This is a genomic window from Spirulina sp. CCNP1310 (assembly GCF_034932185.1).
Lineage (GTDB): Bacteria > Cyanobacteriota > Cyanobacteriia > Cyanobacteriales > Spirulinaceae > Spirulina.
Genome location: NZ_JAYGHW010000107.1, coordinates 1 through 14,504, shown reverse-complemented (window position 1 = coordinate 14,504; position 14,504 = coordinate 1). Strand labels below are relative to the sequence as shown.

The following is a 14,504-nucleotide window of genomic DNA, read 5'->3' as shown; positions in this document are numbered from 1 at the left end:
TTCCAGCCAATGTTCTGGAGGTTCGCCTAGAAGCTGGGCTTGTTTGTGTGATCTGTGGACTCAGACGAGTCCGGGATTAGCATAGGACACCCCCACCTCGCCGCAGGCAGGTGGGGAGAGCTTCATGCGATTCCAATTGTCTAGAGTCTGAGTACAATGGTGGAGAGTAAAACCGCCCATGGGGGCGATCGCTCATCACAACCACGGTGCGGGTGGATTGCGTCGGTGGAATCCACACCCTATCATCGTGATGATTTATTCAGCCAACGAGACATTAAGAGGACGGTCAGCGTGCTGTATCTTGCCGAAGTAAGAAAGCAGAAAAGTGGTGGGTTCATGGCCAAAGTGACCACAGAACTCAAACTCCTAGCTTGCCAGCGCAACGACCAAAGTTGGGCCAGCGTTCCCGGGGATGAGGCGATCGACTGCGATGCGGCGGGGGAGTTTGAATCCGGCGTACTCGTGGCGGTGAACCTCAACAACAATCGCCAACTCCAAGGCGCACCGGAACCCGCCGCTGCCCAAATCATCCGCGATCTCCAACGCTATTCCCGGATGCAGGAAAAGCTCAAGGAGCAGGAAGAAGAAATCGAAGGCTGGAAACAGTCCCTGACGCTCCAAGCCCAGGAACTGAACAAGCGGGAGATGGAACTAGAGGCGGAGTTAGAGCAATTAGAGCACCTCAATGAAGAAGGGGGCGGCGGGGCTGGCGGGGTCAGCAATGAGGAACTGGAGCAGGCCAGGGCTGAAGCCGATCGCATCCGGGAAGAATTTGAACGCAAAACCCAAGAACTCGAACAGGCTTGGGCCCACCTGCGGGGGGAACAACAGCGCCTTGCCGAACAGCAGGCCGATGCCGCCAATTCCACCGCCGTTGCCGCCGCCCTTGACCCCGCCAAGGCTCAACCCATTCATGAACTCGCCGATTATCTCGCCAGTATCCCCTTCCCCGTAGCCGCCCTCCAAGAACACCTCAACCTCACCCTTGAGGCCATTAATGCCCAAGCGGAAAACAGTGATTACTACGGTCGGCAACTGGACGAACAGCAGGCCGATGCCCAACAACAACAAACGGAACTGGATGGCCAAATTGCCGCCTGGGAAACCCAACAACAACAGGTGCAATCCCTCCGTCTTGCCCTCGATCAGGCCAAGCAAGATCTCACCCATCAGCGCCATCAACTGGCCCTAAAAACCAATCTCAAAGCCGATCTGATCCGTCAGCAAAACCAACAAGGGGCCTTAATTGCCAGCCTCACCGCCCTCGCCCCTGTGGACAGTGGCAACAGTGGGGGAGAGGATAAGAGTGGGGTGGATGTTGCGGCGTTGCAAGCCATGGAAATGGGGGCTTTGCAACAGATTGTTGAAGATCTAGAGAAGGAACTCGATCGCCTCGGTCAATTTGTCGAAAGCCAAGAGGAGGAATTAAAACTGCAACGGGAAGCGGTGACGGAAATTGAGGAACAACTCAAAACCGCCAGTGTTTACGATACTTCCGCCCTGGAGCAGGAGTTAGCCGACGAACAGGAGCAGCGGAAACTGCTGGATGAAACCTTGGTGGGGCAACGGCGGACATTGGCGGAGAAACGCACAACGTTGCGCCACCATCTCAAGATTTTGCGGCAGCGCCAAGGCATTGCTGACCCGGAAGCGGCGGGCAGCGGTGTGGATCTGGGGCCGGTACTGGCCCAATTGGCAGCGGAGCAGGAAGCCCGCCAAGGGGAAATTGCCGTCCTAGAGACGGAAATTGCCGCCCTAGAGACGGAAGTTGCCACCCTTGCCGCTGGGGTGGAGGAGCAGACCACCCGCTATGATCAACAGCAACATGAGTTGCGATCGCTGGAAAGCCAACTACAGGAAAGCCGGGCGAGCGTTGCCCTGCTCTGGGGCCGGGTCAACCTCTATGAAGAATTAGTCGAACCCCTCCAAGAGTCGGTGCAAAGTCTCCAGGGGCAAAGCCAAATCCTGCTGGATTTATTGGCCCAAGCCCAACAAACCCAGGATTATCAACAGGAGGCGATCGCCAACCTCAAAACCGCTGTTCAGGATTTATTGGGTTCCCCCTAGGCTAGAGTGGGAGAGCCATTCGTTTTGGTGGCAGGATATTGGATTGCAGACGCGAAGAAAGCACCATGACGAAAAATTACGATTGGATTGTCATCGGCGGGGGCATTACCGGCGCGGCCTTGGCCTATGAACTGGCCAAACAGGGGGTGAAAACCCTCCTTCTTGACCCTACGCCTCAACCCTACCAAGGGACTCGCTACAGTTATGGGGGTTTGGGCTATTGGGCGGGAACCACGCCCTTAACCCGCCAACTTTGTGCTGAGGGGATTGACCTCCATCGCCAATTGACGGCGGAATTGGGTGCAGAAACGGAATTTCGAGAATTGCCGGTGCTGTTTACGATTCCCGCCGATACCGATCCTGAGGCGATCGCCGCCCAATATCGCCAAATCACCGAGTCGGTAGAACTCCTGAACCCTGAAACAGTAGCCACCCTCGAACCCCTCCTCAATCCCCAAGCGATTTCTGGAGCCTTGCGCATCCCCCACGCCCAGATCAACCCGATCCGCACCACCACCGCCTACCGCGCCGCTTTTGCCCGCTTGGGGGGTACAATCCGCGCTGAACCCGTGCAAACCTGGGAATGGGAAGGCGATCGCCTCATCGGCGTAACCACCCAAGTGGCCAAAAGCCAAGCCACCTACCATTGTAACCACATTACCCTCTGTGCCGGAGCCTGGAGCCGTTCCCTCCTAAAATCCCTGGGCATTAGCCTCCCGATTTACTTCACCCACGCCACCGGCCTCGAACTCCACGGCCCCCCCAACCTCCGCTTTCACCACTTGATCATCACCGCCCTGTTGCAACGCTCCCATCTGGAAGCCACCGCCACCCAACCCGATTGGGCAACCCGCTGGGATCAACCGGGGGTAGAATTGGCCCCCGCCATTCTCGATCCCGGCATTGCCCAATTTCCAGATGGGCGCATTTTATTAGGCCAATGTAGCCATACCCTCTCTGACCTGGATGCGCCCCTCGATGCCCAAAGGGAAGAAGCGAAATTGAGAGGGGCGATCGCCCCCCTCTGCCCCATCCTCGCCCAGCAACCCGCCCAATGGTTCCGCTGTCTTGTCGCCTTCAGCCCCACCCCCCTGCCCCAAGTCGGCCCCGTCCCCGGCTGCAACGGTTTAAGTCTATTCACCGGCTTTAGTAACACCCTCGTCCTTGCGCCCCCCCTCGCCCGCCACTTTGCCCGCTGGGCCCTCTCCCGTCAAGATGATGTCATGGATCAATTACAACCCTCACCTTGATCACCCAACCCCCTTCCCCTAAGGTTCGTCGTGGGGACTTTAGCCCACTTCGGCCCCCATGTTCACCCTTAGCCCTCGCCCTTAATCTGATTGGCAAAATTCATGGTTAGTTCACGTCTCCAAAAACTCGGGGCCTATCTTCGTCCCCATTGGCCCCAAGTTACTGCCGGAATTGTCGCGCTGTTAGTCGTGAACAGCATTGGTGTGTACATCCCCCTCTTGATTCGCGATGGCATTGATCAACTGGAATCTGCCCTCACCTTTGGCACAATTTTTAAATATGTGCTGCTGATTTTCGTCTATGCCACAGTGATGTGGGTGATTCGCTTGTTTTCACGGGTGATTATGTTTGGGGTGGGCCGCCAAGTAGAATTTGACCTCAAACAGAAAATTTTTCAGCATTTGCTGAGATTAGAACCCGCCTACTTTGCCACCAACAGCATTGGCGATTTGATGAACCGCGCCACTAGCGACGTGGATAATATCCGCCGCTTGTTGGGGTTTGCGGTGTTGAGTCTTGCCAATACCCTGTTTGCCTATGGTTTAACGTTGCCGGTGATGCTGGGGTTGAGCGTCAAGCTCACGTTACTGTCCTTGGCGGTTTATCCCTTGATGCTGATCACTGTGCAACTGTTTAGCGAAAAATTACGGGAACAGCAACGGGAGGTACAGGAATCCCTTTCCGATGTCAGCCAGTTGATTCAAGAAGACATCAGCGGTATTGCGCTGATTAAAATTTATGCCCAAGAACTGAATGAAAAACTGGGCTTTAAAGCCAAAAATCGGGAATTGCTCAAGGCTAATTTAAAGCTGGCTCGCACCCGTAATTTACTCTTTCCCATTATTGAAGGGTTGGTGTATGTGTCGCTGTTAGTGCTGCTGTGGTTGGGGACGGGGGCGATCGCCCAGGGGGAAATTTCCATTGGGGATTTTGTCGCCCTGCTGATTTTTGTGGAGCGGTTGGTGTTTCCCACGGCATTACTTGGGTTTACGATTACTGCCTATCAGCGGGGCGAAGTGAGCATTGATCGCATTGAAATGATTTTAGGGGCTGATCCGAAAATTCAAGACCAGCCGGGGGCCGTCACCCTACCGCCGGAATTGATTGAGGGTAAGTTAACGGTGCAGAATTTCACGTTTACCTATCCGGGGCAACAGCGGCCAGCGTTGCGGAATTTGAACTTTACGATCGCCCCTGGGGAAACCGTCGCCCTGGTGGGCCCCATTGGTTCGGGGAAATCCACCCTGGCCAATGCCATTCCCCGTCTTTTGGAGATTGAGCCGGGGACAATTTTCCTCGATAGCTACGATATTACGAAGCTGCGACTGAAGGATTTACGGGAGGCGATCGCCTATGTTCCCCAGGATAGTTTTCTCTTCAGCGCTCAAATTCGCGAAAACATCCGCTATGGCCAACCCTTCGCCGAACAGGGAGAAATTGAAGGCGCGGCCCAACAATCGCAAATTCACCCCGAAATTCTCAACTTTCCCCGTCAGTATGAAACCTTGGTGGGAGAGCGAGGGATCACGTTATCAGGGGGGCAACGGCAACGCACCTCCTTAGCCCGCGCCCTGATGCTTTCGGCCCCCGTGTTGATCCTCGATGATGCCCTGGCCAGCGTCGATAACCAAACCGCCACCGAAATCCTCGACATCCTCACCCACAACATCCAAAACCAAACGATCCTCTTCATCTCCCACCAACTATCTGCCGCCGCCACCGCCGATCGCATCTTTGTAATGAGCCACGGCGAAATCGTCCAAATGGGCAGCCACAGCGACTTAATCGCCACCCCTGGGCTGTATCAGGATCTGTGGAAACAGCAGCAATTGACGCAGACGGTTTAAGGGGGAACGGGGAACGGGGAACGGGGAACGGGGAATAATTCGTTGTAGGGGCGAAAAATGTTTGTGCCTCCGGTAGGCTTACGCCAACGCCCCACGGCCCGATTCCCGATTAAATTGAGGCGGTGAGCATCGCCACCAGTTCCGGTGGCAGGCTGGATCGTTGGCGGCTGTGGCGATCAATACAAACGTGATGAGTCATGGCGATCGCACATAACAGATCCCCCCCCGTCACCCCATAGAGGTGGTAGTGAATTTGAAAACTACTGTCTTTGAGATCCCCAAGACTGAGATCAATCCGTAGACTGTCACTACAATAAATCGGTTGTTTGAATTGGGCCTCACAGCGGACAATGGGCAGGATGATCTCCCCAGTTAAATAGGCCCTGAGGGGTTTTGCCCCCGCCCTCAACGCTGCCTCATAGGCGCTATGACAGAGATCGAACAATCGCCCAAAATATAAAACGCCAGCGGCATCGGTGGCACTGAGCGGTACATCGCAGATGTGGCTAAAAAATCGGGGTAAAACCTTGTTAACAATCATTGATCAACCCTGCATCAACCTGTGGCAACCTGAGAAGTGACCTAATCTCTACCGCCATTTGGCGACTTCTATCGTTAAGATAATGACATAATAAACCGGCAAATGATTCGCCCTTTTGGCATGATTACGTCCCCCATACCCGTTTCGCAACTTCATTGTTCCATTACCCAAGCGCCTTGCTCTGTGCTGAATCCCTCCCAGGACTCTCCAGCGGCGATCGCCGCCACTGGCCTTGAGATGATCTTTCAGAGCGGCTCCCAACAGGTGCAAGTCCTCAAGGGTATTGATCTGAATATTCATTATGGTGATATTCAACTCCTCATGGGCCCCTCTGGGTCGGGAAAAACCACGTTGTTGACGATCTTGGCGGGATTGCTCACCCCGACAGAGGGGAAAATTCAACTGCTGGGGGAAGAAATTACCGCCATGTCTCGCCCCGAACTAGCCAAGTTCCGCCTCGAAAATCTTGGCTTTATCTTCCAAGGCTTTAACCTTTTCCCTGCTTTAACGGCTTTGGAAAATGTGGAGTTGGCCCTGAGCATGAAGGGGACTCAACCCAACCGCAAAGCCCGCTATGCTGAAGCTGCTGAACTCCTCGATAAAGTGGGTTTGGGCCACAAGCTCCGCAGTCTGCCCCGGGATCTTTCCGGGGGGCAACAGCAACGGGTGGCGATCGCCCGCTCCCTCGTTGGTCATCCCCGCCTAATTATGGCCGATGAACCCACCGCCGCCCTTGACTCCCACAGCGGCCATGCGGTGATTGAATTGCTGCGCCGTTTGGCCAAGGAAGAAGGGGTGACGGTGGTGATGGTGACGCATGATCCCCGGATTACCGATGTGGCCGATCGCATCTCCTACCTAGAAGATGGGATTTTGTTGCGGGAGGCTCCCGCTGTCCATGTTTAGGGCTGCCTAGCGGGGTGGCCCCTTAATTGCCCCTCAGTCTTGGGGCATCTAAGGTGAGATCAATGCCCTCCTGGCGGCTTTTGAGGTCATAGTATAAAACGGCTTTGAGGGATTGCCAGAGGGGTAGGAGGATAATGCTGCTCACGGCCCCCACCAGCCAACTGAAGAGGACGGAAAGGCCAGCGGCGTAGGATTCCTGATTTTGATTATTGATCCACAGAGAGACAAAAACTTGGATCAGAAAGGTGAGCGTTTGGAAAATCCCCATGATCGGCAATGTCACGAGGGTGGCGATCGCCACAATCCCCATAATCCGAAAGGCATTGCCTTGGGTGAGTTGCCAACTCTTTTTTAAACTCTGGATGGCATCTTGTTTGGCTTCCACCATTAAGGGCAGATCAAAAATGGTGAATCTTGCCGTCACCCAGAGAAATAGCATGATCGTGATGCCTAAACCGGCCATGAAGAGGAGAAAGAGCAGCACACCTAAAAGAATCGGGGGTTCAGTTGTGGATCCGAAGGAAACCCCCACGACGGCCATCAGGAGGAAGGCGACGATAAACGCAATGATCCCTAACCCGATAACCACAGCGAGATAGACCGCCACAAAGATCAGCCCTAGGAGGATATTCACGCCCATCAGGGCTAGCAAGCGCGATCGCGCCCATCGGTAGGCCTTCTGAACCGATTCCGGCACATCAGCTAGATAGCAGACCCCCATGCGGGCGATCGCCCCCCCATAGGTGAGCGATCGCCCCCAACAATAGATAAACCCCCCCAACCAAAAGGGTAAACCGGCAAAAATTAACCAAGGTACCTCAAGGGTAATCAACGCCGCCACGCCTAAAATGCCAATCACCAAGGGCAAAATAATCCAAGCACTGGACTGGAGCGAAAGGCTGAGGTAGTCTCGCCAATGGGTGCGATACAGGATAACTGTACTGCTGATCACATTGCCGATGGTCATGGGGCCCAAGGGGGCGGATTTAGAAAGATCGGGCATGGTTCGCTCTAGGATGAAGAGGGGTAGAAATTCCCAAGGTTCCCTCCCAATCTAAAGACATTCCTCCAAAAATTCAAACCACGCTGAATCGGCATGAATATTAAACGCTGGATTAGCCGCCGAGAGGCCCATTGGCAACGCTTAGAAGCGTTGTTAAATCAGGTGCAAAAGCGGGGACTGCCGACCCTCTCAGCGGCGGAAATTCAGGAATTGGCGAGCCTCTACCGCTCGGTATCGGGGGATTTAGCCCGGGCCCAAACCCACAAGGTGGGCCCCCGACTCACAGCAACGCTCCAGGAACTGACCACCCAGGGTTATCACCAAATTTATCAGGGGCAAAAACATCAGGAATGGGCAGCGGTGCGGGAGTTTGTGCTGTGGGGATTTCCCGCCACTGTGCAGCGCAATGGGGGGTATATTGCGATCGCCACGATCCTATTCCTCCTCGGTAGCCTGATCGGTTGGTGGTTTTCCTGGCGTGACCCAGCATTTATCAGCTTGATGTTGCCGGATTGGTTGATTGAACAGGTGCGCGACGAGGGCGAGTTATGGATGGGGTCGATTATCCTCGGCAGTGAGCCGGTGGAATCCGCCAATATTATGATCAATAACCTGCGGGTGTGTTTTACGGTTATTGCCGGAGGCGTAACTGCCGGCCTCCTGACGATCTACATCCTCCTCCTCAACGGCATCCTGATCGGCACTGCTGCAACGCTCGTCACGCAACACGGCCTAGCCTGGCCCTTTTGGGGGTTTGTTTGGCCCCATGGCGCTTGGGAATTACCGGCAATTTTTATCGCGGGGGGGGCGGGGTTGCTCATTGCCCGCGCCCTGGTTTGGCCGGGTCAGTACCGGCGGCGGGATGCCCTGCAACGCTATGGCCAGGAAGCGGTACAACTTTTATTTGGCGTGGTGGGGTTGTTGGTGGGTGCGGGGGTGATTGAAGCGTTTATTTCGCCTCAACCTTGGATTCCCGATATTTTTAAATATCTGTTCGGGATGGGTTTACTCACGGGCCTGATTGCCTACTGCCAGCGATCGCGCCCCCTCAATCCCCCTTCAAAAGGGGGAGGTAGAGTTTCTTAATTGCTATATCTGTTCCCTGTTCCCCGTTCCCCTCAAATGCAAAAAGCCAGAACCCCACGGTTCTAGCTCTTGGACGGGACTGACGGGGCTCGAACCCGCAACTTCTGCCGTGACAGGGCAGTGCTCTAACCAATTGAACTACAGTCCCTTAACTTCGCGAAATCTAGGATAACGCAATTTTTTAAACTCTGTCAAGGATATTGGCAAAATTTGTTTCACCCCTCAGGCTCCAATCATGGAGCCACATCCGTAATTGATGGGTGGCGCGGCAATCATCCTCGTTGTAGCGGAGAATCATGGCCAGGGCTTCCTGATCCGCCGTTTCTAACCATTGGTTGTATAAGCACACCGTTTGATCCCCGCTTAACCCCTGATCTCGCCAGGTGAAACCCAGCCATTTCGCCACAGACTTCAGAGAATAGTTCTCCACGGGGAGGACAGCAACCGCCATCAGCCAAGCATGGACATCGATAAACCGGGGGAGGAGCGATCGCATCGGATATTGCGACATCCGATAACGTTGGCTGAGGCGTTTCACCGTCTCCACCTCATAGGGGGAAAAATGAAAAATCGGGGCGGTGGGGTAGCGGTGCAGGAGGGCGAGGAATTGTTGCCAGATCAAGGGTTCATCCCTAGGATGTTCGGCAAAAAAACCGTGAAAAGTTTCCGTTTGCTTGTCATGGTTGACACAGAACACACCAAAGAGAAAATCCACATCCTGATCCGGCTCCGCTTCGAGGTCGAAATACAACTCAATGGGGGCCAAGGGCTGGGGCGATGGGTGCGCCGTCCCCAAGGGTAGGGGCCGGTTTTCAACAATCGCCTGGGCTTGACGTTGGAGGTGACGGGCGATCGCCGGTTCAATATCCGGCTCCACCTGTTGCGGCTCCAGAGCAGCCAACTGGGCCAAACTCGTCACCCCCAACCCCTGCAAACTGGCATAACGTCCCGGTGTCACCCCCGGCACAAGGGATAAATGCTGAGTCGCCACCGCCACCCCATGACAATGGTCATACCAAGGGCAGAGGCTACAGCGTTGGCGAGAAATAAACACCTCCGGCGCTTCCGCATCCCGCAACGCCCTCACACAGTCCGTCACCGCCGCCAGCATTTTGCCCCACCAATAGCCCGAATCCACCCCATGGGTACTCCCCTCCCGTAAAATTAACTGAGGATCAGGGGGAGTCGCGCCCTGAATATGGGTCAACATTAAGCCCTGAAACATTGCCACCAGCTTGTACTCTGATTTGGGACGTTTGCCTAACTTAATATTCACAGGTTGGTAACACCAATTGCCAAACCGGGAAACCCCCGGCTGCTTCACCAACAGCGTCGGCCGCCCCACCAGTTCCAACCCTTCCGGTTGGGGCAACTCCTCTAGGGGTTCTGTCCAGCGCAAAATGCCCCGATGAATTTGCTCAACCCCCGCCGCCATCAGGGTTTCTGTGGCAACGGCTCCCGCTGACCAATCCTGAGGACTGTATTCCGGGGTTGCGACCCTCTGGCCCGCTAACACCGTTTGGATTTGTTGTTGGTGTTCCCGACGTAGTTTAAGGACGAAATCCTTTTCCGGGGCGCGGTGGTGGCGATCGCCCCAATGGTGAAGATGAGCGCGACGATGGCAACGGGCATAGTCCAGCAAGAGATCATCGGTGAGCAGTATCATGGAATTACCCATGGATTTCCTCGATCGCCTGCCCCAAAAAGTTGTTGTTACCCTTAACCATGCTGTCTGTAGGAGTGATCTTTATCAGTTTGGACTTAATACTTCCTATGATAATAAGGTTAAAAGCATCGTATCAGGGTCATGCAGAAGCAAAACATTCGATTTTTCACATGAGGAAATCATCATGCAGGTGCTCGTGATCGGAGAGGGTGTCACCATCAAACCATTTCTACAACTGCTCCGCTCCTGTGGCCATGCCGTCACTTGCGAAACCACCATTTATCTTCCCCCCCCTCCGCCCTTTTATCCCCTCATTTTTATCCAAGGCCAAGCTGCAAACTCTGCCTTTGCTGCGGCCTGCCATCATCTCCGCCAAACCCACACCTACACCACCCTGATTGCGCTTCTCCCTGCCCTCAATAGCACAGAGCTACAAACCCTCCTGAATGTGGGTCTTGATGATTATATTCTCCAATCCACCCCCCTGATTGAGCAAAAATTACGGCTCAAAATCATTGAGCAGCAAAGTCAACGCCGGCCCCTCTCGCTGCCTCGCCCCCAACCCCAAGGGGGACTGAAAACTACCGCCTTAAGCCAATTTCCCTACCTCGCCAGTCACCACCTCCGCCAAACCCTGATCCAAATTCGCAATCAACTCAACGACCTGCTCACCAAACCTCGCGAAACCCCCCTAGAGCCAAGCACCGCCAACTATCTCAACCAAGTGATTGAACGGGCAACGATCATGCAGCAAATGTTGGGGGATATTTTGCTCGACACCCAAAGCCATCTGCAAAATCCCTTGATGATGCCCCCGATTACCCATCAAGATTATTTGATTTTGAATGAATATTTAGTGATTCAAGAATTTTCCGATGGGGTGCAACGCTATGCGGAAGTGAATACGGCGATTATTCAAGGTCAAGACGTGCGGGATAGCTTTCCAGAGCTATCCGGTTTAGAGGATATTTTAAAGGCAATTTTACGCAATGAACATCGGGGCTATGAAATTTCTGGCATTGCTCGCTTTTCGGATTCTGACTTTCCGCTATATTTTGATCTTTATGTTAGTGCTTATCCCAATCATATTCTCAACTACAATCCGCCCCATTTGATTGTACTGCTCAACAATGCCACAGAACGGATGATTTTTCAGCAGCGGCTGATCCAAAGTGCCAATGAAGCGCAATTATTATTGAAAAAATTAGCAACTACTAAAAATTATATCACTCAAATTATTAACTCGATGGCGGATGCCTTAATTGTCACCACCAAGTCAGGGATTATCAAGAAAATTAATGCGGCAGCAGAGCGGTTGTTTGGTTATAGTGAATTGGCACTGATGAATCAGCCCATTGGTAAATTGGTAGAAGATCAAACCTTTTTAACCCATATTAGTGAGGGGAAGGTGATTTTTCAAGCGGAGGTGATTTGTCGGCGGCGCAATGGCGATATTGTCTATGTTTCGTTTTCCTGTGGTGTGATTGAAACGGAAGAAGATACGCAGGATTTTGTTTGTGTGGGCCGCGATGTGACGGAGCGGAAAAAGGCAGAGGCTCAGATTCAAAAGTTAAATGTTTCGCTCCAGCAGCGCACGGTGGAGTTAGAGGCGGTTAATGAAGAGCTAGAGTCTTTTTCTCGCACCGTTTCCCATGATTTACGCACGCCTATTTCTCACATTGAATTTTTTAATCAGATGTTAGCGGATGAGTATGGTCAATATTTAGATGAGGAGGGACAGGATTATTTGGCTCAAATTCGCAATGCCTGCCGACGGATGAAACAATTAATTCATGATCTATTGCAGCTATCGCGGGCGACTAGGGCAGATTTGACGTTAGGGCCGGTGAATTTGAGTCAAATTGCGCTGGAGGTGATTGATGAGTTGCAGGCTAATGCGCCGGAACGTCGGGGGGAGTTTTTGGTGGCGGCGGATTTGGAAACGGTGGGCCATGAATCGCTGTTGCGAATTGTCTTGGAAAATCTGTTGGGGAATGCTTGGAAATATACCAGTAAGCGATCGCTGGCTTGCATTGAATTGGGCCGCTGTGAGGATGCGCAAATTTACCAAAAATATGATCTCAATGATGATATGCCGCTGTTTTTCCTGCGGGATAATGGGGCTGGGTTTGATATGTCCTATGCCGATCGCCTATTTAAAACCTTTGAACGGCTCCATTCCCAAAGTGAATTTGAGGGGACGGGGATCGGTTTAACGACAGTGCAGCGGATTATTCGCCGCCATGGGGGGGAAATTTGGGCGGAGGGTCAAGTAGGGGAGGGGGCTGTGTTTTACTTTACAATTAACCCCCAAGTGCTTGCCCCGTTGGCGGCCTACGCAGCGGTAGATTAATCCCCCTTTGGAGAATAACTTTGGTGAGTTTTACAATTAAGCAGGTGGTCAGCCCTACCCCCACGGGCTATGAAGTTGTTGATCTGTACATTGAAGGGGAAACCATTGAGGCGATCGCCCCGGATTTGGCCCCGAAGGGAACGGTAATCGATGGCTCGCGGCATTTGGTGTTACCCGGTTTTGTCAACGCCCACACCCATTCTCCGGAAGTTTGGCAGCGGGGGGCGATTGGTACTTACCCTTTGGAACTGTGGCTGACGGAACTCTATGCCATCTCTAGCCTCACGCCGGAGCATATTTATTGGAGTGCGATCGCCACGGCGGTGGAAACGCTCCTCAGCGGCGGCACAACGGTGGTGGATCATCTCATTCTTTTACCGGGTCAGGAGTTGGAAACCATCGCCGCAGCGGTGCGGGGCTATCAGGCGGTGGGGATGCGGGCCTTTATTGGCCCCCTGATTTATGATCAACACCCCGATGCGGGTCTGCCCAAGGGCGATCACGATTGGCAGCCGGGGGAGGGGCCCCTGAGTACGGCACAAATTTTGGAGATCCTCGAAGTTGCGGTGCAGCGGTTCCATCGGCCCGAGGCGGGGATCTCGATCATGACGGCTCCCACGGGGTTACAGCTTTGTTCCGATGAATTGTTTCGGGGCTGTGTGGAGTTGAGCGATCGCCACAATCTTTGTCGCCACACCCATTTACTCGAAACCAAGGCCCAACAAAAATTAGCCCAGGAGCAATATGGCTGTTCAGCGGTGGCCCATTTACAAAATCTGGGCTTTTTGAGTCCCCGCACCTCCTTGGCCCATTGTGTTTGGCTCGATGATGCAGATATGGCGATCCTAGCGGCAACGGGGGCGACGGTGGTTCATAACCCGTTGAGTAATTTACGTTTGGGGAGTGGTATCGCTCCGGTGTTGAGATACCGAGCGGCGGGGGTGAATGTGACGTTTGGCTGTGATGGTTCTGCGAGTAATGATGGTCAAGATTTGCTTGAAGCGATCAAGATTGGCATGATGTTGCACAATATCACCGATGCTGATTATCGCCATTGGCTGACCCCTCGGCAGGTGGTGGAAATGGCGGCATTGGGGGGGGCGCGGGGTTTGAATGGGGGCGATCGCCTCGGTACGCTCCACATTGGTCAGCAGGCGGATCTGGTGCTTTACGATCTCCAAACTCTTTCGCTATTGCCCAAAACTGATCCTTTAGGTCTTTTGGTGATGGGGCGGCCCACTAACGCAGTGGCCCACAGTTGGGTAAGGGGTGAGCAAATTATTGCTGGGGGGAAACCGACGCGATTAGAGCTTGATCAACTCTGTGCCGATCTTGATCGCCTCAGTTTGGGCGCAATTCAACGGCCCTCTCCTGCTTTAACAGCGGTGGAAGCGCATTATCGTCAGGTGATGGGCTTGCCCAGTTAACGCTTAATTGCAAGGCTGCTCAAATCCAACGGAGATCAGAAACCGGGTTTTTGAGACAATTTGGGCAGCAAACGAGCCAATCAACGCAACCCGGTTTCTGGGTTAGGTGCGAGAAACCGGGTTTTTGAGACAATTTGGGCAGCAAACGAGCCAATCAACGCAACCCGGTTTCTGGGTTAGGTGCGAGAAACCGGGTTTCAGGGAGGCTGTAGTGGGGAAGGGGGAGGATGCAAGACACCCGGTTTCTGGGTTGAGGGGAGAAACCGGGTTTTTGGGACAGTTTGGGCAGCGAACAAGCCAATCAACGCAACCCGGTTTTTGGGTTGGGGGGGTAGAATGGGGGTGTTGTTGTGGGGT

General features: G+C 53.6%; 10 protein-coding genes and 1 tRNA gene. 7 read left to right on the top strand and 4 right to left on the bottom strand.

Going from position 1 to position 14,504, the window contains the following annotated elements:
- Positions 1-156: 156 nt before the first annotated feature.
- The 3 genes from hmpF (at position 157) to VB712_RS20090 (ending at position 5,165) form a co-directional block, all read left to right on the top strand.
- Complete coding sequence (gene hmpF / locus VB712_RS20100) at positions 157-2,067, top strand: pilus motility taxis protein HmpF (protein WP_323258089.1); 1,911 nt, start codon at positions 157-159, stop codon at positions 2,065-2,067.
- Between the two features lie 65 nt (positions 2,068-2,132).
- Entirely contained in the window at positions 2,133-3,317 is a 1,185-nt protein-coding gene (locus VB712_RS20095; protein ID WP_323258084.1) for an FAD-binding oxidoreductase, read from the top strand.
- A gap of 102 nt (positions 3,318-3,419) precedes the next feature.
- The gene (locus VB712_RS20090; protein WP_323258082.1) at positions 3,420-5,165 is read left to right on the top strand and encodes an ABC transporter ATP-binding protein; all 1,746 of its coding nucleotides are present in this window, start codon (positions 3,420-3,422) and stop codon (positions 5,163-5,165) included.
- A gap of 109 nt (positions 5,166-5,274) precedes the next feature.
- Here the strand turns inward: VB712_RS20090 and VB712_RS20085 are convergent, their stop codons facing one another.
- The gene (locus tag VB712_RS20085) at positions 5,275-5,706 is read right to left on the bottom strand and encodes a thioesterase family protein (RefSeq protein WP_323258080.1); all 432 of its coding nucleotides are present in this window, start codon (positions 5,704-5,706) and stop codon (positions 5,275-5,277) included.
- A gap of 237 nt (positions 5,707-5,943) precedes the next feature.
- Here VB712_RS20085 and VB712_RS20080 point away from each other — a divergent pair, with 237 nt between their 5' ends.
- Positions 5,944-6,612, top strand: coding sequence for an ABC transporter ATP-binding protein (locus tag VB712_RS20080; RefSeq protein ID WP_416236416.1), 669 nt, complete (start codon positions 5,944-5,946; stop codon positions 6,610-6,612).
- A gap of 22 nt (positions 6,613-6,634) precedes the next feature.
- Here the strand turns inward: VB712_RS20080 and VB712_RS20075 are convergent, their stop codons facing one another.
- A complete protein-coding gene (locus tag VB712_RS20075) occupies positions 6,635-7,615 on the bottom strand; it encodes a glycerophosphoryl diester phosphodiesterase membrane domain-containing protein (RefSeq protein ID WP_323258075.1) in 981 nt (326 codons plus the stop codon).
- A gap of 93 nt (positions 7,616-7,708) precedes the next feature.
- Between VB712_RS20075 and VB712_RS20070 the strand changes: the two genes are divergently transcribed.
- Positions 7,709-8,701 (top strand): stage II sporulation protein M, encoded by a 993-nt coding sequence (locus VB712_RS20070; RefSeq protein WP_323258073.1) that lies wholly within the window; start codon positions 7,709-7,711, stop codon positions 8,699-8,701.
- 74 nt (positions 8,702-8,775) lie between these two features.
- Here the strand turns inward: VB712_RS20070 and VB712_RS20065 are convergent.
- Positions 8,776-8,849 (bottom strand) — tRNA-Asp (locus VB712_RS20065).
- A 33-nt stretch (positions 8,850-8,882) separates the two neighbouring features.
- Positions 8,883-10,379, bottom strand: coding sequence for a TM0106 family RecB-like putative nuclease (locus tag VB712_RS20060; RefSeq protein ID WP_323258071.1), 1,497 nt, complete (start codon positions 10,377-10,379; stop codon positions 8,883-8,885).
- A gap of 172 nt (positions 10,380-10,551) precedes the next feature.
- Here VB712_RS20060 and VB712_RS20055 point away from each other — a divergent pair, with 172 nt between their 5' ends.
- Entirely contained in the window at positions 10,552-12,720 is a 2,169-nt protein-coding gene (locus VB712_RS20055; RefSeq protein WP_323258069.1) for a sensor histidine kinase, read from the top strand.
- Positions 12,721-12,743: 23 nt separating this feature from the next.
- Complete coding sequence (locus VB712_RS20050) at positions 12,744-14,147, top strand: amidohydrolase (protein ID WP_323258091.1); 1,404 nt, start codon at positions 12,744-12,746, stop codon at positions 14,145-14,147.
- Positions 14,148-14,504: the final 357 nt, after the last annotated feature.

Bases quoted from the DNA above. Each gene is read 5' to 3' on its own strand.
- hmpF (WP_323258089.1), top strand. From the start codon at position 157: ATGGTGGAGAGTAAAACCGCCCATGGGGGCGATCGCTCATCACAACCA.
- VB712_RS20095 (WP_323258084.1), top strand. From the start codon at position 2,133: ATGACGAAAAATTACGATTGGATTGTCATCGGCGGGGGCATTACCGGC.
- VB712_RS20090 (WP_323258082.1), top strand. From the start codon at position 3,420: ATGGTTAGTTCACGTCTCCAAAAACTCGGGGCCTATCTTCGTCCCCAT.
- VB712_RS20085 (WP_323258080.1), bottom strand. From the start codon at position 5,706: ATGATTGTTAACAAGGTTTTACCCCGATTTTTTAGCCACATCTGCGAT.
- VB712_RS20080 (WP_416236416.1), top strand. From the start codon at position 5,944: ATGATCTTTCAGAGCGGCTCCCAACAGGTGCAAGTCCTCAAGGGTATT.
- VB712_RS20075 (WP_323258075.1), bottom strand. From the start codon at position 7,615: ATGCCCGATCTTTCTAAATCCGCCCCCTTGGGCCCCATGACCATCGGC.
- VB712_RS20070 (WP_323258073.1), top strand. From the start codon at position 7,709: ATGAATATTAAACGCTGGATTAGCCGCCGAGAGGCCCATTGGCAACGC.
- VB712_RS20060 (WP_323258071.1), bottom strand. From the start codon at position 10,379: ATGGGTAATTCCATGATACTGCTCACCGATGATCTCTTGCTGGACTAT.
- VB712_RS20055 (WP_323258069.1), top strand. From the start codon at position 10,552: ATGCAGGTGCTCGTGATCGGAGAGGGTGTCACCATCAAACCATTTCTA.